The sequence below is a fragment of the Collimonas sp. OK242 genome, from assembly GCF_900107095.1.
Taxonomy (GTDB): Bacteria; Pseudomonadota; Gammaproteobacteria; order Burkholderiales; family Burkholderiaceae_D; genus Collimonas.
Map to the genome: position 1 here is coordinate 126,262 of NZ_FNOR01000002.1, position 19,597 is coordinate 145,858.

A 19,597-nucleotide genomic window follows, 5' to 3' on the forward strand; every position below is an offset into this window, starting at 1 on the left:
TGGCAAATGCTTGAGCTGAACTAAAGAACATGCGGAGGAGAGTGCACTTTACTTTCTTCCGTTTGTCGCAGCGGTGCCGAAGGCGCTGAAGCAGCTGAGGCAAGCGGCTCGTCCGGAGCATTTTCCACCTTCGGAAATTCGAGAGTAAATGTCGTATATTGACCGGCAATGGAATCGCAGCGTATGCGGCCACTGAAAGACGCCATCACGCGGTGGCAGAAAGTGAGCCCGACACCGGTGCCGCCGCTTTGTTTGGTCGTAAAAAATCCATCAAAAATATTCGGCAGCGCGTCTCCGGCAATCCCGGTTCCGGTATCCCTGAAATACAAACGATTGACGGTAGGCCCTCGCACCGCCCATATCTGGATCTCTCCCTTGCCGGCAACCTTGATCGCGTACAGGGCATTTTTCAGCAAATTGAACAGTACCAGTATCAGCAAGGTATCCGAGCCGTAAAATCGAAATTCCTGATCTTCTGTAACGCTGACAATGATGCGTTCCCGGTCCTGGCGATCATAGGTGTAGCGTTCAATCGCCTCGTTCAGGCAATGTCCCATGCCGTGCTGGGCAAATGAGGTTTTGTCGATCTGGTCCATTTTGATGGAGGCCAGCATCATGTCGAGTACCGCGCTGGTCCGATCCACTTCATGGGTAAGCGTTTTGCCTATGGTGGCAAGATAGTTCAAGGCAAACGGCGGTAAAGAGGGGGCGCAAAGATTGTTGGCAATCGCCAGTTGGTAGCTATCGAGAAGTGTCGGGATATATTTATGGATTCCTTGCGCCTGATTGCGGATCGAGAGCAGCGGCGTACGCATCTCGTGGGCGACGCTGGCGGCAATCGCCATTGGATTGAACAAGCCGTACTTGACAATTGCCACCGTGATGATGCCAAGGCTGACGGCGATGAACAACACGCCAGGCGGATAAAACTCGAACCCGTAGTTACACAGATAATCGACGGCTGCAAAAAAATAAGTAAATATGCCGGCGATACACAAGCGCAGCCTGATGCGCTTAATCGGCGGCGCAGTTTTTTGCTGCAGAAGGGTGATATAGAGGCCGCGGCACACCACCACCACGGTTTGCAGCACATGAATCGGATGGAGGGGACCTGCCTTCGGATAGTATCCCCAAAAATATTCATAGAAGCCGGCAACGAAGAGGTCGCTTCCGATCAGGAAAAGCGCCAGGACCGAGGCTATCCCATATGACAGATAGACCAGATGGCGTTCATTCGGGCGATCCGAGACTTCCGTCAGAAAATGATAGAGGCTGGTCGGCAAGAACAGGATCAGGAGATAGCCGAATTTGATCAGGAACATCGCCAGGCCTGGCGTGTGAACCTGGAACAGCACAGCCCAGGTTCCCTGCCAAAACGCAGAAATGAGACACAGCACGGAAAAGCTGATGCCGATGCGGGTAAAGCCTTGCGTACAAAGTACGTACAGGCCGTAACCCAGAAAAACGGATGCGACCAAGGCGGGCAGTATTGAGTACATTGGCAATATTTAAGGGTAGGTATCCACGTGAAGAAATAGATGAAAGTTGCTTACTCCATAACTTATAACGCCGTTCCAAGTCTGGCCGGGATAAATATACGCAAATATGCGCAAATTATGCTGTTCCTTACCCAAACAATAAGTTGCAGTACGGAAATATATCACTCAAATAGCATAAATGGCATTTTTACCCAATGATTATAACTACCAATGCCAAACGGCCCCAATTTCGCGCCATGCGCCGTGGCATCCTTGGCAATGTGAGAAAAATTAGCAGAAGCACGGAAAATTACTGGTTTTGCCGCCTCACATCGAATCTTTAGAATGATTTCCTGGAAACAAGGAGCCGCAGTTTCAGGCGGAATTTCATGACGCGTGTTTCACCAATCGCCTCAACTATCGATTATCGACTATCAACTATGACGAACAGTAATAAACCGGCGTTTCCCCTGGAGTGGCAAGCATTGGTCGAGCAGGCCGCCAATGTGCTGCGCGAACTGGCATTGGATGAAGAAGCCAAGGCCCGATTTTGTAGCGATCCGATGCTACGGCCATTCATGCATCGTGTCGCCCGGCGCTACGTCGCCGGCCAGACAACGCCAGATGCACTGGGACGCGTAAGCCAGATCAATGCGCGTGGCCATGCTGCATCTGCCGAGTATATGGGAGAGAGTTGCCGTGATGAGAGCAGGGCTAATGCGGAAACGGAAGTTTTTCTTGCGTTGATTGGCGCCATCAGCGAGGGAGATTTGAATTGCTCGGTTTCACTCGATCTGTCCCACATCGGTTCCGTGATCGATCCCGAACTCGGTTTTCTCAACGCCAGGAAAATTGCCCGCGTTGCAGCGGCAAGCGGTTGCGAGGTCATGATTTCGATGGAAGGGTCCGACCGCGCCGATAACATTTATCATACTTATGCCCGCCTGCATGCAGATCCAGGACTGGCCAACGTCGGCATCACGGTGCCGGCCAAGCTGCATCGCAGTGCGCAAGATTTACCAAAACTGATGAAATATCCAGGCCGTATCCGGCTGGTGAAGGGCGCTTTTCTTGAGCCTGCGCATATTGCCTACGAGCGCAACAGCCCTGAACTGGCCGCTTGCTACAGGCGCTTCGCAGCCGAGTTGCTGACTAGCGGACACAAATGTTCGATTGCCACACATGATCGCTCGATTCAAGAAGATCTCACGAATTTAATCATGCAGCAAAATCTGTTTGGCCGGCGCCACTACGAATTCGAATCTCTGATCGGTCTCGGCACTGAGCAATTAGATGACTTGCAGAGGCGTGGTTTTCCAACGCGTGAATACGCCGTCTATGGCGAAGAATATTTTCTGTACGTGTTAAACCGGATCGCGGAAGAGCCTATACGGCTCTATCAGGCGCTCGTGGACATCATGGCGCCGCCGATGTACCCGCGGCCAGCGCGATAGCAAATATCCTTATGGTTCAAATCGACCGGCTGACTCAGAGTTGCCGGTAGCATTTTGAGCGGCAAGGTAATCACATCTCCAAAGTTGGACAGGCTATAAAAAATGGCTCTTATGTCAGAGCCATTCCCTGTCGCGCGAGAAGCGCGCGCGCTGCTTCGGCCAATCAAAGTTCTTGTTTATTTAACACTCAAAAATATATGCTGCGTCGCGAAGGAATGTATATATAATTTCCGCACGGCAATTATTGCCCGTCACAATTCATCACTGATCCCGAGGAAAAAAGATTATCTATAAAAACATTTCTCGAACAGGGTTGATCTTGATTTAACGCAGCAAAAAGGCGGTTACAGGATTTTTTAGAAAAATCATCTTTTGACTGAGGAGCTGCGGTCTGCAAAGTAAGGTTTTTTCTTTACCCTGAAGAGGCTCAAAAATGACAATTTTTGGAGAAGAAAATGAATCGGAATTTTAGTAGATTTGGATTAATTCTCAGCTTCGCCTGTTTCACCATAGGCTCGGCTTTCGGCACCACCATCACAAGGCAAATAAGCAGCAGCGGCACAGTCAAAATCCCAAGCACCACCGTCGGTGTCGATGGTTTGTCGTCACCCGAAACATCGCCGACATTTTCGAACGTCCCTAATCTCGCCGACGGTCCCACTGCAGCAGGCACGACAGGCGCAGCTGGAATAAAAGGAACGCAAAGCACCGCCGGCGTGCTCGCGCGCGTAGCGAAGTTCAAGATAAACCGCAGTATCGCCAAGGCGCAGGGGAAAGGCGAGTGGGCCGAAGCATTGGGCAAAGATGAGCCCGACCGGCGTGTGCAACTCAGTTTTGACGGCGAAAATTCGCGCAACCAGCGGCTTGCCAGCAACGGCAACCAGTTTTCGATAGAGCCGCCGGATCAGGGACTCTGCGCCGGCAACGGCTACGTCATGGAATCGCTGAATGACGTCATGAAAATCTATAATCGTAAAGGCGTCGCGTTAAGCGGAGATATCGCGCTCAACGCGTTTTATGGATATGCGCCGGCAATCAACCGGCAGGTCAATCCACGAGTTTTCGGCCCCTCGATTACCGACCCGGCCTGTTATTTCGATCCGGAAGTGAAACGCTGGTTCCACCTGGTCTTGACGCTGGACACCGATCCCGCTACGGGCGCGCAAACCGGCAGCAATCATCTTGACCTGGCTGTCAGCTCGTCAGCAGATCCGCTCGGGAGCTGGACCGTGTACAAGATTGCAGTGCAGGACGACGGCACCCAGGGCTCGCCGCAACATCCAAACTGCCCATGCCTGGGCGACTACCCGCACATCGGCGCCGACGCGCACGGCATCTACCTGACAACCAACGAATTCCCGTTTTCCGGCGGATTCAACAGTGCGCAAATCTATGCGATATCGAAAAAGGCGCTGATCAGCGGTAGTACCTCGATTCAAGTGGTACAGCTGGACACCGCTGATTATCTACTCGAGGGCAATCCGGGTTTCACCGTATGGCCGGCAGTGTCTCCGGCCGGTGATTTTGAACGGAGCAACCAAGGCACCGAATACCTCTTGAGTTCGGTCGCGGTATTTAGCAATTCCGGCAACGATAATCGCCTGCGGGTGTGGGCCGTTGGCAATACCAAATCGCTGAACGGTACAACGCCTGCGCTGACACTCGTGCACAACGTCGTCAACGTAGATGCCTATGGGGTGCCGCCTGCGATTCCGCAGAAACCGGGAAGCGCCCCTCTGAGAGATTGCCTGAACGACCGCAGCATGGTGACGCCAGCCGGCGTTGGATGTTGGAACTATTTGACCGCAGTCCAGCCGACACTGCCGGAAACTCTGGCGGCGATTGATCCCAACGATTCGCGCATGCAACAGGTATTTTTCACCGGCAACCGTTTGTATGGCGCACTCGATACCGCCGTCAATGTCGCCGGCGCAGAACAGACAGGGATTGCCTATTACGTGTTGAATCCGTCTGTGTCACCGAATCTCGTTAGCGCATCGGTCATCAAGCAAGGCCAACTAGCGATTGCCGGCAACAGCGTGACGCGGCCGGCCATCGCTGCATTGCCTAACGGCAAAGGAGTGATCGGCTTTACCGTGGTCGGAGCAGATCACTATCCGAGTGCGGGTTATATTCATTTCAACCGCGACCATGGTCATCGAGGCGAACTGGTCAAGGTCATTGCAAACGGCCTCGGGCCTGACGATGAATTCGGCTCTTATAACGCCTTTGGGACGCCGCGCAGCCGCTGGGGCGATTACGGCGCGGCAGCGGTTGACGGCGACGATATCTGGCTAGCCAATGAATACATCGGGCATGCTTGCACGCTGGCGCAATACACTGATCCAGCAGCGCTGTTCAGTTGCAACGGGAGCCGCGTCGCCCTGACTAACTGGGCAACTCGCATCAGCCGTATTGAGCCCTGAAGCCTGACTCGATAGTTCGCATGAATGACGGCTCCATACCTGGAGCCGTTTTTTCGTGGCGATCATCATCGACGGCCCCCATTTCTTAGTTTGCCTTCTGGTAGCTGCCGATTAGCGTGGCGCTGGCGATGATATGGCCCGCCATGGCTTTTTCCAGCATCGCCTTGGTCGGTTTTTCGAGGTCTGGAAGTACGACGTCCAGGGCGTACAGCTTATGGAAATAGCGATGGCGTCCGATCGGCGGGCAGGGGCCGCCGTAGCCGGTGCGATTCCAGTCGTTCAAGCCATCCTTGGTGCCGGCCGGCAGTTTCGCTTCCGGAACCGCTGCCTCGAGTCCGTCCGCCTCAGGCGGGATGTTGTAGAGCACCCAATGCACCCAGGTGGTTTGCGGCGCCGCCGGATCGGGCGCATCAGGGTCGTCGACGATCAGGGCCAGACTGCGGGTCGCCGGCGGCGCCCCGCTCCATACCAGCTCGGGAGATATATCCTCGCCCTCGCAGGTGTAGCGCCTGGGAATCGCGCCGTCATGTGAAAACGCGGGAGAATTCAGCATCATGATCATGGTTTCGCCTCTCCGGACGGGATGGTAGTGCCGATTGGTTCAAAGAACGCCTTGCTATTCATCTTAATCTTTGCTAAGCCTGAATTGAATAATCATTTCTGAATATTCGTTGGCGAATGACTGCGAAGACAACAAGGAGAAAAAAATGGCTGATTCCATACGCAAGGTTACCTATTTTTCAATGGCGATTTCCAACAAGGCGGGCGAGGGCGCCAAGGTGCTTTCTGCTCTGGCTGACGGCGGCGTGAACCTGCTTGCGTTTACCGGTTTTCCGCGCGGCAAGCGGGCCCAGGTGGATTTTGTCCCCGAAGATACGAAGAAATTTGTCGCAGTCGCCAAGAAGGCGGGCTGGGACATGAATCCCAAAAAGACCGGTTTCCTGCTGCAGGGCATGGATCGTGTCGGAGCACTGCTGGAAGGGCTGCAGAAACTCGCCGATGCCGGCATAAAGGTGACCGCGATGGATGCTGTGGTCGGTGGTGGCGGTCGGTACGGCGCGCTGTTTTGGGTGAAGCCGAAAAACGTCGCAAAGGCGGCCAAACTGCTAGGCGCAAAATGAACGCGGAAGCGCAGATCGTTGGCGACGCTGCTGCATTATTTATCCAGAGCGCGCATTCTGGAGATCGTCCGGCAAGCAGTTTCAATGCACATGGGGAAAAAATACGCGCGAGAAATGTACGACTGGAGTGTGACTAGACCGCCTTGAAACTGAGGGTGACGACGAAGTCTTGGTTGGCCGCATAGCCAAAGCGCATGTGGCCGTGATGCGCGCGCATGACTTCTTCAACGATCGACAGGCCCAGGCTGGCGCCAAGGCGATCGCCGCCACGCGCCGAAAACGGTTTCCTGATGCGATCCTGGTCGGCTTCGGGGATGCCGGGACCGTCGTCGCGGAATTGCAATTCCCAATCGGCGTTTTTACGGCTGATTTCAATATGCAATCTGGACGGCGCGCCGTATTGCAAGGCATTCCCGAGAATATTCTTTATCGCTTCGCGGATACTGATTTTGTCGCCCAGTATCAGGCACGGTTCGTCCGGCGCCAGCATGGCGATGTCGAGGTTGCGCCGGGCGTGGCCGGATAACATGTCGCTCATTTCACGCCTGGCCAGTAGCGTAAGGTCTAGCGTTTCGAGCTGCACCGAGTCTGCCCGATGCTGCACCATGGCGTGGTTGATCAGTTGATTGATCAGATTGCCCAGATGATGCGTCAGCTCGCTCAGCCTGGCAATGTGCCGGAGCCGGCCGCTCTCGTCGCGCTGCATCGAGAGCAGTTCCATCTGCGATACCAGCGCCGTCACCGGCGTGCGCAGCTGATGGGCGGCGTCGCCGATGACGCGGCGCATCAGTTCGCGGTGCACGGTGAGTCGGTGCATGAACTGGTTGATCGAACTCACCAGGGGATGGATTTCGGCCGGTACTTCTATGCTCAGCGGCGACAGGTCATGCAGGTCGCGGCGCTGAATCGCGATGCCGATATTCTTCAACGGCGACAAAGTTTGATACAAGGTAAACATTGCCGCAATCACCGTCAGCAGACCCATCACGCCGATCACCAGCGACGCGTTGGCGCCGAGGTCTTTTGTAAACGATTCGCGCCCGTTGTTGGTCTGGGCCACCATGATCACAGCCCAGGATTGCGGCCCCGCGGCCGGCAGGCGTCTGCCGACGATGGCGATGCTGACCGGCAGATCCAGGTACACGCCGCGGATTACCAGCGGTCCGTCGGCCAGCTTGTCCCAGGGAATGACCGGTTTGAATTCCGGATCGCCGGCAACCGTCCGTCCGGCAGGATCGAGCACCGCATAGAACACCTGATCGCCGGCAGTCAGCATGGAGAATGCCGAAATCGGCGCATCGACGTTCACTGTGCCGTTGTTGTACCAGGTATTCTCGGCAATCGACAGCGCGCTGCCGCTCAGGATTCGGTCATAGGCTTCATTCGCTGCCAGCCTGGTAGAGAACCAGATCGCAATCAATAGCGCAATGGCGCTGACCACCAGCACCAGCCCGACCCGGATCACCAAGCGCAGATAGAGCGAACGGCCGGCGACAATCATGACAACACAACTTGATAGCCGAGGCCGCGCAAGGTACGGATTTCAAACTGGGCGTGCGAGAGCTTCTTGCGCAGGCGCGCAATATACTGCTCCACCGAATTGGCGCTGGGATTGTCGTCGATGGTGAACAGTTTATCGATCAGTTCGTCCTTGCCGAATATCCGCCCCGGATGGGAGATGATAATTTCGAGCAGGGTTATTTCGCGCCGCGTCAGATCCAAGGGCAGATCGTTAACCTTGGCCGTCCGGTTTTTGCGGTCCAAGCTCAGATTGGCGCATTTCAGCAGGTTGGTCGAGTCGCCGCCACAGCGTCGCAACAGCACCCGGATGCGGGCTTCCAGCTCGCGAAAATCAAAAGGCTTGGTCAGGTAATCGTCGGCGCCGGTATCCAGCGCATGCACCCGTTCTTCAATTTCGGCGCATGCGGTCAGCATCAGTACCTGGGTGTTGAGCGGCACGCCGCGTATGCGCTTCAGCAAGGCATAGCCGTCAAGCTCCGGCAGCATGACGTCCAGGATGATCAGGTCGTAACGCTCGTCCGTCACCATGTTTGCGGCCTTGCGGCCGTTGGCCTCCCAATCCACGGTATGCCCCAGGCGCAACAGATGCGCGACAATCGCGTCGGCTACGTCTGTCGTGTCTTCCACCAAAAGAATGCGCATCTTGTATCTCTATTTCCTAGCTATATATTTATATTCTGGCAATGTGCTTGTCATGAATTTAAAACCGTCAGGTTCGTTACAGTTTCGCAGATTAGCATCGGAGCGTAGGAAATATAAAAAATATGGAGACAAACATGGAAAAAGACGAGTCCCTCGTCCGCCAAGGCGCAAGCGCGTTCCCTGCGGCCCCCGCGCCGCTGCTGGAAATCGATAACGTTACCCTGCAATACAAGACCAGCGACCATCTGGTGACTGCAGCCAAGCAGGTCAGCTTCAAGGTTTACCCATCCGATCGTTATATTTTGCTCGGCCCTTCCGGTTGCGGCAAATCCTCGTTGCTGAAAGCCATCGGCGGTTATCTGGAGCCGGTACATGGGACGATCCGCCTGAAAGGCAGGGAAGTGACGCAGCCGGGGCCGGACCGGATGATGGTGTTCCAGGAATTCGACCAGCTGCTGCCATGGAAAACCGTGCGCCAGAATGTCGAATTCGCCTTGCACGCCAGCGGCCGCCTGCGTGGAAGCGAAGCGGCTGAACGCGCCGTTTATTACATCGAAAAAGTCGGCCTGATCAAATTTATCGACAGCTTTCCGCATACGCTATCGGGCGGCATGAAGCAGCGCGTCTCGATCGCCCGCGGCATGGCAATGGAACCCGACGTCTTGTTAATGGACGAGCCGTTTGCAGCACTCGATGCGCTGACCCGCCGCAAAATGCAGGATGAATTGCTGCGGCTGTGGGAAGACACGCGCTTCACCGTTTTATTCGTCACCCATTCGATCGAAGAAGCTATCCGCATCGGCAACCGCATTTTGCTGCTGTCGCCTCATCCGGGCCAGGTCAAGGCCGAACTCAACAGCATTCCGCCGGAAGAAATCGGCAGCGCCAGCCAGGCGCAGCTGGAAGCCCGGATTAACGACATGTTGTTTTCACATTGAGGTCAGCCATGAAATCAAGCATTACTGCATTGCCCGAACTCTTCGTACGTCCGGAATTTGTGCTCGATCCGCAGCGTGCCGACACCGCCGAAATCCAGCGCCCGCTATCGCTTGCCGAATCGCTTTATCGCCACGGATGGCTACGCAAAATCGTTATCCTGCTGGTGCTGGCCGTGGTGTGGGAGGTATATGGCCGCTGGCTGAACAATGCATTGCTGTTCCCGAGTTTTCTGGATACGGTGCAGGCATTCTGGGCCGGCATCAGCAGCGGTGTTCTGCTGGAAAGAGCCGCCGTCTCCATGCAGACCTTGCTGATCGGCTATGGCCTCGGCATTGCGCTGGCGACCTTGTTGACCACGATTGCCATCAGTTCGCGCATCGGCACCGATTTTCTGGAAACGCTGACCTCCATGTTCAATCCGCTGCCGGCGATTGCGCTGTTGCCGCTGGCGCTGATCTGGTTCGGCCTGGGCACCGGCAGCATTATCTTCGTCATCGTGCATTCGGTCTTATGGGCGGTGGCGCTGAATACCCACAGCGGCTTTCGCGGAGTCTCCAATACCTTGCGCATGGTTGGTCAGAATTACGGCTTGAAACGGTTCTCGCTGGTTGGCGCGATCCTGATCCCGGCTGCTTTTCCCAGCATTCTTACCGGCCTTAAAGTCGGCTGGGCATTTGCCTGGCGCACATTGATTGCGGCCGAGCTGGTGTTTGGCGTGTCGTCGGGCAGCGGCGGCCTGGGCTGGTATATTTTTGAAAACCGCAACCAGCTCGAAACGGCGAATGTATTTGCCGGCCTGTTCTTCGTGATCATCATCGGACTGTTTGTCGAGAATTTCATCTTTGCCACGATTGAGAAGCGGACCATCCGTCGTTGGGGAATGCAGCACTGACCGGTTGTCCGGAACGCGCAGTAGGGTATATAAAATAACAGCATATAAAAGGAGACATCAATGAAACGCAGAGCTTTCAGCAAACTGGTGCTAGCAGGGACATTGGCCCTGTCCACCTTCATGAACGTCGCGCACGCCGAGGCGTCCACTGTGCGTATTTCGCACGGCTACGGCATCCTCTATCTGCCGCTGATGGTGATGCGCGACCAGCAATTGCTGGAAAAACAGGCAAAAAAAATGGGCCTGGGCGAGATCAAGATCAACTGGCTGACGCTGGACGGCGGCAATGTGATCAACGATGCGATGCTGGCCGGGAACCTGGACATTGCCGGCACCGGGGCGCCGGGCTTCATCACCTTGTGGTCCAAGGCGCAGGGAATCCCGCGCTCGGAAGTGATCGGGCTGGGCGCGTTGAGCACCTCATCGCTGTGGCTGAACACGAATAATCCGAATGTCAAATCGCTGAAAGACTTTACTCCCAAAGACAAGATTGCGATTCCGGGCATCAAGACTTCGCTGTCAGCCGTGGTGTTGCAGATGGCGGTCGCCAAAACCTTCGGCGCCGAGAACTATGCCAAGCTCGATCCTTTGACAGTCAGCCTGGGACACCCGGAAGCCGTGGGTTCGCTGATGTCCGGCAAAACCGAGATCACGGCGCATTTCACTTCGCCGCCGTTCTCCTATCAGGAACTGAAGAATCCAAAAATTACTCGGGTGCTGAATTCCTCGGACGTGCTGGGCAACATCACGCTGGACGTGGTGTTTGCGTTGAAACAGTTCACCGAGAACAATCCAAAGCTGGTCCAGGCTTTCATGGCTGCGCAAGAAGAGGCCAATACCTACATTGCAAAGGACCGGCATGGTGCGGCCGAAACATTCATCCGCGTCTCCAAAATCAAGTTGACGGTCGACGAAGTGGAAAAAATGCTCTCGGATCCTGACGTCCAGTTCCACACCACGCCCAACGGCTTGATGCAGTACGTGCTGTTCATGGACAAAGCCGGCACGATAAAAACCCGGCCGGCAAAATGGTCGGACATGTTTATCCCATCCGTGCGCGGACGGCAGGGGAGCTAAGGAACAGACTGAAGCAGTTTGCCTGCTGCCTTGAGCCGGCATAGGCGAGGGCGGATGCGAAGTCGGCCGAGCAACATAAATTCGCATCCGACTTACCTGCGCTCTTACGGAATCCTGCAAGACGGGATCTGCCGCATTTCTGCAACACGGGGCGTTTCGACCTATCTGCTTCTTGCTAGTTTCGGTCGTTTTGGGATAGGCTTGCCGCTTTCGCAGCCTTCTTAAAGCAAACAGAAAACCCGTCAATTATGGATATGCCATCTCACCAACTCACCATGACCGTGCTGATGTCGCCCGACATGGCTAATTTTTCCGGTAATGTGCATGGGGGTGCGATTCTCAAACTACTCGACCAGGTAGCCTATGCCTGCGCCAGCCGCTACGCCGCGCAGTACGTGGTGACCCTGAGCGTGGACCAGGTGACCTTTCGCCAGCCCATCCACGTAGGCGAACTGGTCAGCTTCCTTGCCAGCGTCAATCATACCGGCACCTCATCGATGGAGGTCGGCATCAAGGTGGTGGCCGAGGACATCCGCACCCAGGTGGTGCGCCACGTCAATAGTTGCTTTTTCACAATGGTAGCAGTAGACGGCGACCGCCGCCCGGTTGCGGTGCCGCCGTTGCGTCCGTTCAGCGCCGATGAGAAGCGGCGGTTTGAGGCTGCGGTCCTGCGCAAGCAGTTGCGCCAGGAACTTGCGCGCCGCTTTGAAGATGTCAAGACTACTTGAGGGTAGCGGAAGGTAGCGCGCAATCAATTTCCTCAAGTGCCGGAGAGGATTGAGAGTTTGCCGCCTGGTTTCACGCCTTTATCGACCAGGGTTTCGTCAAATCCAGACCAAGCGCCTCTGCAAATTTCGGCAACTGCGCCGCATCTTTTCCAACGGGCAGTTCACGCACTGCAGTAAAGGCAATCCATTTCGCATCGACTTCGAAAAAGTCGCGCAGATTGGCGCGCGTGTCGCTGCGTCCGAAACCGTCCGTACCGAGCGTGACGTAGCGTGCCGGCACATAAGCGCGGATGCTTTCGGCAATGCTGCGCACATAGTCGCTGGCGGCGATGACCGGTGCGTTGCTGCGTCCGAGTTGCTGCGTGATGTAGGCGTCCGCGGAAGAACTCGACAGGCGCCGCAGCCGTTCGGCCGCGACGCCATCGCGCGCCAGCTCCGTATAACTGGTGACGCTCCAGACTTCGGCGATGATGCCAAGTTTTTCCTTCAACAGAGCCGCTGCGCCGATCGCCTCCTTCAGGATCGGGCCGGCCGCCAATAAACGTACATCCGCATTCTCTTGTGGCTGCAGGCAATACATGCCGCGCCTGATGCCTTCTTCGGCGCCCGCTGGCATGCTTGGTTGCGCCTCGTTTTCATTGGTTACGGTGATGTAATAGAAAATATCTTCATTACTGCCGAGCATGCGGCGCATGCCATCCTGTACGATCACCGCCAATTCATAGGCATGGGCCGGATCATAGGAAACGCAGTTCGGCACCGTAGCTGCAACCACATGGCTGGAGCCGTCCTGATGCTGCAAGCCTTCGCCCGCCAGGGTAGTACGCCCGGAGGTGGCGCCGATGAGGAAACCGCGCGCCCGCTGGTCCGCTGCCGCCCAGATCAGGTCGCCGATACGCTGGAAGCCGAACATCGAGTAATAAATGTAGAACGGCAGCATCGGCAGGCCATGTACCGAATAGCTGGTCGCGGCGGCAGTCCAGGAAGAAATTGCGCCGGCTTCCGAAATGCCTTCCTCCAGGATCTGGCCATCCTTGGCTTCGCGGTAAGGCAAAATCGAGCCGATGTCCTCAGGCTCATACAGCTGGCCCTGCGACGAATAGATGCCGACCTGCTTGAACAGGTTTGCCATGCCGAAAGTGCGCGCTTCGTCGGCGACTATGGGCACGACGTGCTTGCCGATACCGCCGTCTTTCAGCAGGGCGCCCAGCATGCGCACCAAGGCCATCGTGGTCGACATTTCCTTGCCATCGGCATCCAGTGCAAACTTCGCATAAGAGGCCATCTCCGGCGCCCCGATCTTTGTCTGCGATGCGCTGCGACGTGGCATAAATCCCCCCAATGCGGCTCGCCGTTGCAGCAGATGGCGCATTTCGGGACTGCCGTCCGTCGGCTTGTGGAATGCCAGCGCTGCGCAGTCTTCATCGGAAATCGGCAGGCGGAAGCGGTCGCGGAATTCGAGCAAGGTGTCCGCGTCCAGTTTTTTCTGCTGGTGGGTGGTCATCTTGCCTTGTCCGGCAGCGCCCATGCCAAAGCCTTTCTTGGTTTGCGCGAGTATCACCGTCGGCTGGCCCCGATGATTTGCGGCGGCGAGGTAGGCCGCATGGATTTTTTTCATGTCGTGCCCGCCACGATGCAGACGATCGATCTCGTCATCGGTCAGCGTCGCACCGATTGCCTGCAATGCCGGACTTTGTCCAAAGAAACGGGCGCGATTGAAGGCGCCATCGTTGGCGGCGAAGGTCTGCAACTGGCCGTCTACCGTCTGGTTAAGCGCATCGAGCAGGTCGCCCGCCTGGTCGCGTGCGAACAGCGGATCCCAGTCCGAACCCCATAGCAGCTTGATGACATTCCAGCCGCAGCCGGCAAATATGGTTTCCAGCTCATCGACAATATGGCCGTTGCCGCGCACCGGGCCGTCGAGCCGTTGCAAATTGCAGTTGACCACGAACACCAGGTTGTCCAGCGTTTCGCGCGACGCCAGGCTGAGCGCAGCCAGCGATTCCGGCTCGTCCATCTCGCCGTCGCCGAATACGCCCCATACCTTGCGCTCTTGCGGCGCCAGCAAGCCGCGATGCTCCATGTAGCGCATGAAGCGCGCCTGATAGATGGCGCTGATCGGCCCGAGCCCCATCGAGCCGGTGGGGAATTGCCAGAAGTTTTCCATCAGCCACGGATGCGGATATGAAGACAGGCCCTGCGCGCCATGTTTTTTCGCCTCGATTTCCTGCCGGTAGAACGACAGTTCTTTCTCCGTCAGCCTGCCTTCCAGGAAGGCGCGCGCATAAATGCCGGGCGCCGAATGCGCCTGGAAATAGACCAGGTCGCCGCCAAAAGAGTCTGTGCGCGCGCGGAAGAAATGGTTGAAGCCGACTTCGAACAGATCGGCTGCGGAAGCGTAGCTGGCGATATGGCCTCCCAGTTCGCCATAGGCGCGGTTGGCGCGCACCACCATCGCCAGCGCATTCCAGCGCATCAGGCTGGCCAGCCGTTGTTCGGTCGCTAGGGCATCCGAGCCGCCCGGGAACGGCGGTTCGTCCTCGACACGAATGGTGTTGGCATAGGGCGTATTGCGCGCATCGCGCCATTTGACTCCCCAGTTCTGGGCAGCAGCACTCAGGCGCGACAGCAGGTAACGGGCGCGTTCCGGACCGGAGGCTTGCATGGCGGACTGCAGAGCGGCTAGCCATTCTTCGGTTTCCTGCGCATCACTGTCGAAGGGATTGTTCAGATTGTTGACGGATGACATTTCCATGGTCCTCGTTCCTTGCCGTTGAGCTTTAGCTTGAGTTTCACCTTCAGCATAAGGTAACGGCAAAGAAGCAGCATGGGTAACCTAAATCGCCTGTGTATTTACATTAATTAAGCATAAAATACTTTTATTATTAATCAATCAGATTTTTATACCGCATATGGATCTTGATTCAACGGATTTGCGTATTTTGATGGAGTTGCAGGAAAACGCCAATATCAGCAATGTCGACCTGGCGAAGAAGATCAATCTGTCGGCGTCGCCGACGCTGGCGCGGGTCAAGAACCTGGAAGCGGGCCAGGTGATCTCGCGTTACGTCGCGCTGGTCGACCCGCCGGCGCTTGGCTTGAAAATGAACGTCTTCATCCAGGTGAGCCTGGAAAAACAGGAGTCCGCCGCGCTGGCGCGCTTCGAAAAAGCCGTCAGCCACTTCGAGCAGGTGATGGAGGTCTACCTGATGACCGGCGACGAGGACTATCTGCTGCGCATCGTGGTGCCGGATATCCAGGCGCTGGAACGCTTTATCCTGGATCACCTGACAAAGATTCCGGGTATCAAGAACATCCGTTCGAGCTTCGCCTTGAAGCAGGTGAAATACAAGACGGCGCTGCCGATCAAGCTCTAAGGCGGTGGCGCCAGTCAACCTTGTAAACGGCAATCATCCCGGTGTCGGCGCCTTGACTATCAATGTGTTCAAAAACGCTTTTGCGGCTTGCGACAGCGTGCGTCCGGACAGCGACTGAATTTCCATCTGCAGGGCATTCATGTCTCGATCTTTAATCGGGACGGCGGCCAGTTGCCCCGTCGCCAACAATTTCCGAATCGGTAATTCGGCGGAAAACGCTATGCCTCCGCCGGCGTTGACAAAACTCAGTAACGCATCGATTGAATCGCTGCTGAATACCGGTTCGATCAGCAGGTTCTTTTTGCTGCAGCAGGCGTCGATGAGCCGTCGCATCGTGATTTTCTTTTGCGGCAGCGCGATCGGATAGGCGATCAGCTCGGACAAGGCCACGTGCTTTCGTGCCGCCAGCGGATGCCCGGTGCCCATCACGGCCAGAATAGGCGCGCTTTGGCTGTATTCGACCTTGATGTCCTGCTCCGGCGCGAGCGCAAAGGTCAGCCCTATGTCTGCCTCGCCTTCGCGCAGGAGGCGGGCGACATGTGCGGCCGAACCCACCGACAAATGGAAATGGATGCCGCTATGGCTTCTTCTGAAATCTTCTATTGCCGCGGGCAGGAAGTCCACCGCAAAACCGGCGGTGCTGACCAGTTTGACCTCGCCCCGCTGGAGTCCTTTCAAGGCCAGGATCTCATTGCCGATGCGCTCGGTTTCAAGCTGCATGCGCAAGGCATAGGCTGCCAGGAGTTCGCCGGCCGCGTTCGGCTTCATGCCGCGCGCGACCCGGTCGAACAGCACCGTATCAAGCTCGCTCTCCAGCCGCGCGATCTGCCTGCTGATGGCGGAAGAGGCGACGTTGAGCGTAATCGCGGCCTCGGTGATCGAGCCTCTCCTCACTACTTCAAGAAAGTAGCGCACGCCTGTTTCCTGCAAAACCCTGGTGTTTATCATGCTGCCATTTTATTTATGGTTTGCCGAAACGGCAAACGATTATTCGAAACATTGTACTTGTTGCAAACCTCGGCGCGCCTTAGCATGAGTCTTGTGTTTTGTGACAGGCTGGCTTGTTGTATATCGAGATCCGGAGGATTCGAGCATGAATGCGGCATTGGGGAAAAACAGTCACAAGTACGTGGTTCTGGCGCTGCTCTACCTGGGATGGTGCGTTTCGTATATCGACAGGGCCGCGATCACTTTCGCCGTCATGCATATCGCCAGCGATTTCCAGCTGCGGCCGGCGGAACTGGGCATACTGCTGAGCAGTTTCTTTCTCGGATATTCGCTGATGCAGCTGCCTGGCGGCTGGCTGGCGGATCGCTTCGGTTCGAAACCCGTGATCGTGGTTTCAATCCTGTTATGGTCGATATTCACCGGCGTCACCGGCATCGCCTGGTCCTTGACCAGCATGGTGCTGATCAGGTTCGTGTTCGGGTTGGGCGAAGGCGCATTCCCGGCGGCCAGCGTCAAGGGCGTGGCCGAAGTCTTTTCAAAAGAAGAACGGCCGAAGATGTCGTCGCTGCTGATGTCGTCCAACTACGTCGGCAGCATGCTGGCGCCGCTGATCATTGCGCCGATGATCATTCATTTCGGCTGGCGCAACGTATTCCACTATATGGGCATTGCCGGACTGATGTTCAGCGCGGCGTACTGGTTCTTCATCAAGCCGGCCAGGGTCATCGAACTAGGTAAGGGCAGCGCGGCGGCCGCCGAGAAGAAGCGGATAGACAAGGAAGCTTTCCGGAATCTGCTTAAGACATCTTTGATGTGGAAAATCGTCGCGGTGTGGTTCGGGCTCAGCATTGTCAACAAGGGACTGGATTCCTGGATGCCTGCCTATCTGATGACGCAACGCGGGCTGGATCTGAAATCGATAGGCTTGCTTCTGCCTCTGCCCTATGTGCTTGCAGGCATCTCAACGGCGATCGGCGGCTGGGTGATGGTGCGCTTTTTCGATGGCAGGGAGCGCTACCTGTTGATCGCCAGCTCGGTATTGACGGCCGTTTTCCTGTATTTCATGTACACGGCCGACAGCGTCGCCGGCGTCATTACCTACCAATGCATCGTCTATTTTTTTAAATCCTTCGTGCTGGCGACTTGTATCGCCCTGCCGACCAAGATATTTCCGGCACGCCTGGTGGGAAGCAGCATCGGCATGGTCAATCTCGGTGGACAATCCGCAGGTTTCATCTCGCCGCTGGCGATAGGTTTCCTGGTCAGCGCTTTCAACAATTACAACTACGCGTTCGGCTTCCTGATTGCCGCGGCATGCTTTTCGGTCATCGTCAGCCTGTTTATCCAGACCGCCCAAAGCACAGCAGAAACAGAAATAGACACACTAGCCGACATCGAAAAAAACGGGCTGCAGCTTGAAGCCGCGAACCTTTCCAAGGAATCCCATGCTTGAAAAAAATATCGTTGAGAAAAGCGCGGTCGAATTGCGCCGCCTGATCGGCTCGAAGGAAATATCGCCGGTGGAATTGCTGGACGCCTGCATCGACAGGATAGAGGCGATCAATCCGTATATCAATGCCGTTACCGCTACCTGTTTCGAGCGCGCCCGCACTGAAGCTGTCGCTGCCGAGGCGGCTGTGCTGCAAGGGCGGCGGCTGGGGCTATTGCATGGATTGCCGATCGGCATCAAGGATCTCGAAGAAACCGAAGGCTTGCTGACGACTTACGGCTCGCCGATCTATCGGCATAACATTCCCACGAAAGACAATGCGCTGGTGGCGCGCTTGCGTGCCGCAGGCGCGATTGTGGCCGGCAAAACCAATGTGCCCGAAATGGGGGCGGGGGCCAATACCAGGAATACCGTATGGGGCGCCACCGGCAATCCTTTCAATCCAACCCTGAACGCGGGCGGCTCTTCCGGCGGTTCGGCGGCGGCGCTGGCGGTAGATATGCTGCCTATGTGCAGCGGTTCCGACACCGGCGGTTCGCTGCGCATCCCGGCAGCCAAATGCGGCGTGGTCGGATTCCGCCCCTCACCCGGCTTGATCCCCAGCGAGCGGAAATTGCTGGGCTGGACTCCGATCTCGGTGGTCGGGCCGATGGGCAGAAACATGGCCGACATATTGCTTCAGTTGCAAGCCAGCGTCGGCATGCATGCGGCGGATCCGCTCAGTTATCCGATCGCTGCGGATGCGTTCAGCGCGCTCCGGGATATCGATTTGTCCGAGCTGCGCATCGGCTATACCGAAGATTTCGGCGTTTGCGAAGTCGATGCCGACATACGCCAGGTGTTCCGCAGCAAGATCGCCGCGCTGCGCCCGTTTGTCAAGGAATGCACGCCGCTGGCCGTCGATTTGGGCGATGCGCATCGCTGCTTTGACGTGATCCGGGCCGAGAGTTTTGTCGCCGGTTTCGAGGCCGCCTATAAACGCGATCCCGCTTCGCTCGGACCGAATACGCGCGCCAACTACGAACTGGGCGCGGCCATGACGCTGACTGACTGCGCCTGGGCGCAGGCTGAGCAGACGCGCCTGTTCCGTCGTTTTCAAGCGCTGTTCGCCGACTATGACCTGATACTTGCGCCGACCACGCCGGTGTCGCCTTTTCCCTGGTCCGATCTGTTTTTGAAACAGATCAACGGCGTCGCCCTCGAAAATTACTATCGCTGGCTGTCGCTCACCTATGTGGTCACACTGGCAACCAATCCAGCGCTGTCGATGCCATGCGGCAGCGATCACAAGAGCATGCCGTTCGGCCTTCAACTGATCGGCGCTTTCCGGGCAGATAACTACTTGCTGGCATGCGCCGGTGCGTTCGAGCGGCTGTTCGACAGCCACCCGGAACTGCGCCGGCCGCGGCCTGACCTGGATGCACTGACAAAGACCCATGCCGAATTGACGTCTATCGTTACGCATCCGCCGCAGAATATGCCGCAGGCAAGCGCAGCCCCAGCCGGCGCCATGCCCGCAGTATAGGGCCGGACCAAGCATGAAA

Annotated in this window: 16 protein-coding genes; 10 read left to right on the plus strand and 6 right to left on the minus strand. The window is 56.5% G+C overall.

All coding sequences use genetic code 11. From position 1 onward, the window contains the following. Positions 1-20 precede the first annotated feature (20 nt). Entirely contained in the window at positions 21-1,499 is a 1,479-nt protein-coding gene (locus BLV81_RS02185; protein ID WP_255364872.1) for a sensor histidine kinase, read from the minus strand. 368 nt (positions 1,500-1,867) lie between these two features. On the opposite strand from BLV81_RS02185, the gene BLV81_RS02190 reads away from it, so the two are divergent. Both BLV81_RS02190 and BLV81_RS02195 read left to right on the plus strand, forming a co-directional pair. Then, positions 1,868-2,932, plus strand: a complete 1,065-nt coding sequence (locus tag BLV81_RS02190; RefSeq protein WP_255364873.1) for a proline dehydrogenase family protein — start codon at positions 1,868-1,870, stop codon at positions 2,930-2,932. A 455-nt stretch (positions 2,933-3,387) separates the two neighbouring features. Continuing rightward, positions 3,388-5,358 carry a hypothetical protein gene (locus BLV81_RS02195; RefSeq protein WP_092351966.1) on the plus strand — a complete coding sequence of 657 codons (1,971 nt, stop codon included), beginning with the start codon at positions 3,388-3,390 and terminating at the stop codon, positions 5,356-5,358. Positions 5,359-5,443: 85 nt separating this feature from the next. On the opposite strand, the gene BLV81_RS02200 is transcribed toward BLV81_RS02195, so the two are convergent. Then, positions 5,444-5,920, minus strand: a complete 477-nt coding sequence (locus BLV81_RS02200; protein WP_092351968.1) for a YbhB/YbcL family Raf kinase inhibitor-like protein — start codon at positions 5,918-5,920, stop codon at positions 5,444-5,446. Positions 5,921-6,065: 145 nt separating this feature from the next. Between BLV81_RS02200 and BLV81_RS02205 the strand changes: the two genes are divergently transcribed. Then, on the plus strand, positions 6,066-6,479 hold the full coding sequence (locus tag BLV81_RS02205; RefSeq protein WP_143036247.1) for an ACT domain-containing protein: 414 nt from the start codon (positions 6,066-6,068) through the stop codon (positions 6,477-6,479). A gap of 133 nt (positions 6,480-6,612) precedes the next feature. Here the strand turns inward: BLV81_RS02205 and BLV81_RS02210 are convergent, their stop codons facing one another. Both BLV81_RS02210 and BLV81_RS02215 read right to left on the minus strand, forming a co-directional pair. After that, positions 6,613-7,980 (minus strand): sensor histidine kinase, encoded by a 1,368-nt coding sequence (locus BLV81_RS02210; RefSeq protein WP_092351972.1) that lies wholly within the window; start codon positions 7,978-7,980, stop codon positions 6,613-6,615. Then, positions 7,977-8,642, minus strand: coding sequence for a response regulator transcription factor (locus BLV81_RS02215; RefSeq protein WP_092351974.1), 666 nt, complete (start codon positions 8,640-8,642; stop codon positions 7,977-7,979). Before BLV81_RS02215 ends, BLV81_RS02210 begins: the two co-directional genes overlap by 4 nt. A gap of 134 nt (positions 8,643-8,776) precedes the next feature. Here BLV81_RS02215 and BLV81_RS02220 point away from each other — a divergent pair, with 134 nt between their 5' ends. The 4 genes from BLV81_RS02220 to BLV81_RS02235 all read left to right on the plus strand — a co-directional run bounded on the left by BLV81_RS02220 (position 8,777) and on the right by BLV81_RS02235 (position 12,278). Then, on the plus strand, positions 8,777-9,580 hold the full coding sequence (locus BLV81_RS02220; protein WP_092351976.1) for an ABC transporter ATP-binding protein: 804 nt from the start codon (positions 8,777-8,779) through the stop codon (positions 9,578-9,580). A gap of 8 nt (positions 9,581-9,588) precedes the next feature. After that, positions 9,589-10,473 carry an ABC transporter permease gene (locus BLV81_RS02225; protein WP_092351978.1) on the plus strand — a complete coding sequence of 295 codons (885 nt, stop codon included), beginning with the start codon at positions 9,589-9,591 and terminating at the stop codon, positions 10,471-10,473. Between the two features lie 60 nt (positions 10,474-10,533). Continuing rightward, positions 10,534-11,550, plus strand: coding sequence for an ABC transporter substrate-binding protein (locus tag BLV81_RS02230; protein ID WP_092351980.1), 1,017 nt, complete (start codon positions 10,534-10,536; stop codon positions 11,548-11,550). Between the two features lie 248 nt (positions 11,551-11,798). Further along, positions 11,799-12,278, plus strand: a complete 480-nt coding sequence (locus BLV81_RS02235; protein ID WP_092351982.1) for an acyl-CoA thioesterase — start codon at positions 11,799-11,801, stop codon at positions 12,276-12,278. Positions 12,279-12,348: 70 nt separating this feature from the next. On the opposite strand, the gene mdeB is transcribed toward BLV81_RS02235, so the two are convergent. Beyond that, complete coding sequence (gene mdeB, locus BLV81_RS02240) at positions 12,349-15,033, minus strand: alpha-ketoglutarate dehydrogenase (protein ID WP_092351984.1); 2,685 nt, start codon at positions 15,031-15,033, stop codon at positions 12,349-12,351. A gap of 157 nt (positions 15,034-15,190) precedes the next feature. On the opposite strand from mdeB, the gene BLV81_RS02245 reads away from it, so the two are divergent. Continuing rightward, entirely contained in the window at positions 15,191-15,655 is a 465-nt protein-coding gene (locus BLV81_RS02245; protein ID WP_092351985.1) for an Lrp/AsnC family transcriptional regulator, read from the plus strand. Between the two features lie 33 nt (positions 15,656-15,688). Here the strand turns inward: BLV81_RS02245 and BLV81_RS02250 are convergent, their stop codons facing one another. After that, positions 15,689-16,570, minus strand: coding sequence for a LysR family transcriptional regulator (locus BLV81_RS02250; protein WP_369823782.1), 882 nt, complete (start codon positions 16,568-16,570; stop codon positions 15,689-15,691). Positions 16,571-16,748: 178 nt separating this feature from the next. Between BLV81_RS02250 and BLV81_RS02255 the strand changes: the two genes are divergently transcribed. Beyond that, a complete protein-coding gene (locus BLV81_RS02255) occupies positions 16,749-18,056 on the plus strand; it encodes an MFS transporter (RefSeq protein WP_092351989.1) in 1,308 nt (435 codons plus the stop codon). Continuing rightward, on the plus strand, positions 18,049-19,578 hold the full coding sequence (locus BLV81_RS02260; protein WP_092351991.1) for an amidase: 1,530 nt from the start codon (positions 18,049-18,051) through the stop codon (positions 19,576-19,578). The genes BLV81_RS02255 and BLV81_RS02260 overlap by 8 nt, the downstream gene beginning before the upstream one ends. The last annotated feature ends 19 nt before the right edge of the window (positions 19,579-19,597 follow it).

Bases quoted from the DNA above. Each gene is read 5' to 3' on its own strand.
- BLV81_RS02255 (WP_092351989.1), top strand. From the start codon at position 16,749: ATGAATGCGGCATTGGGGAAAAACAGTCACAAGTACGTGGTTCTGGCG.
- BLV81_RS02195 (WP_092351966.1), top strand. From the start codon at position 3,388: ATGAATCGGAATTTTAGTAGATTTGGATTAATTCTCAGCTTCGCCTGT.
- BLV81_RS02210 (WP_092351972.1), bottom strand. From the start codon at position 7,980: ATGATTGTCGCCGGCCGTTCGCTCTATCTGCGCTTGGTGATCCGGGTC.
- BLV81_RS02220 (WP_092351976.1), top strand. From the start codon at position 8,777: ATGGAAAAAGACGAGTCCCTCGTCCGCCAAGGCGCAAGCGCGTTCCCT.
- BLV81_RS02215 (WP_092351974.1), bottom strand. From the start codon at position 8,642: ATGCGCATTCTTTTGGTGGAAGACACGACAGACGTAGCCGACGCGATT.
- BLV81_RS02235 (WP_092351982.1), top strand. From the start codon at position 11,799: ATGGATATGCCATCTCACCAACTCACCATGACCGTGCTGATGTCGCCC.
- BLV81_RS02260 (WP_092351991.1), top strand. From the start codon at position 18,049: ATGCTTGAAAAAAATATCGTTGAGAAAAGCGCGGTCGAATTGCGCCGC.
- BLV81_RS02245 (WP_092351985.1), top strand. From the start codon at position 15,191: ATGGATCTTGATTCAACGGATTTGCGTATTTTGATGGAGTTGCAGGAA.
- BLV81_RS02190 (WP_255364873.1), top strand. From the start codon at position 1,868: ATGACGCGTGTTTCACCAATCGCCTCAACTATCGATTATCGACTATCA.
- BLV81_RS02185 (WP_255364872.1), bottom strand. From the start codon at position 1,499: ATGTACTCAATACTGCCCGCCTTGGTCGCATCCGTTTTTCTGGGTTAC.
- BLV81_RS02230 (WP_092351980.1), top strand. From the start codon at position 10,534: ATGAAACGCAGAGCTTTCAGCAAACTGGTGCTAGCAGGGACATTGGCC.
- BLV81_RS02205 (WP_143036247.1), top strand. From the start codon at position 6,066: ATGGCTGATTCCATACGCAAGGTTACCTATTTTTCAATGGCGATTTCC.
- mdeB (WP_092351984.1), bottom strand. From the start codon at position 15,033: ATGGAAATGTCATCCGTCAACAATCTGAACAATCCCTTCGACAGTGAT.
- BLV81_RS02200 (WP_092351968.1), bottom strand. From the start codon at position 5,920: ATGATCATGATGCTGAATTCTCCCGCGTTTTCACATGACGGCGCGATT.
- BLV81_RS02225 (WP_092351978.1), top strand. From the start codon at position 9,589: ATGAAATCAAGCATTACTGCATTGCCCGAACTCTTCGTACGTCCGGAA.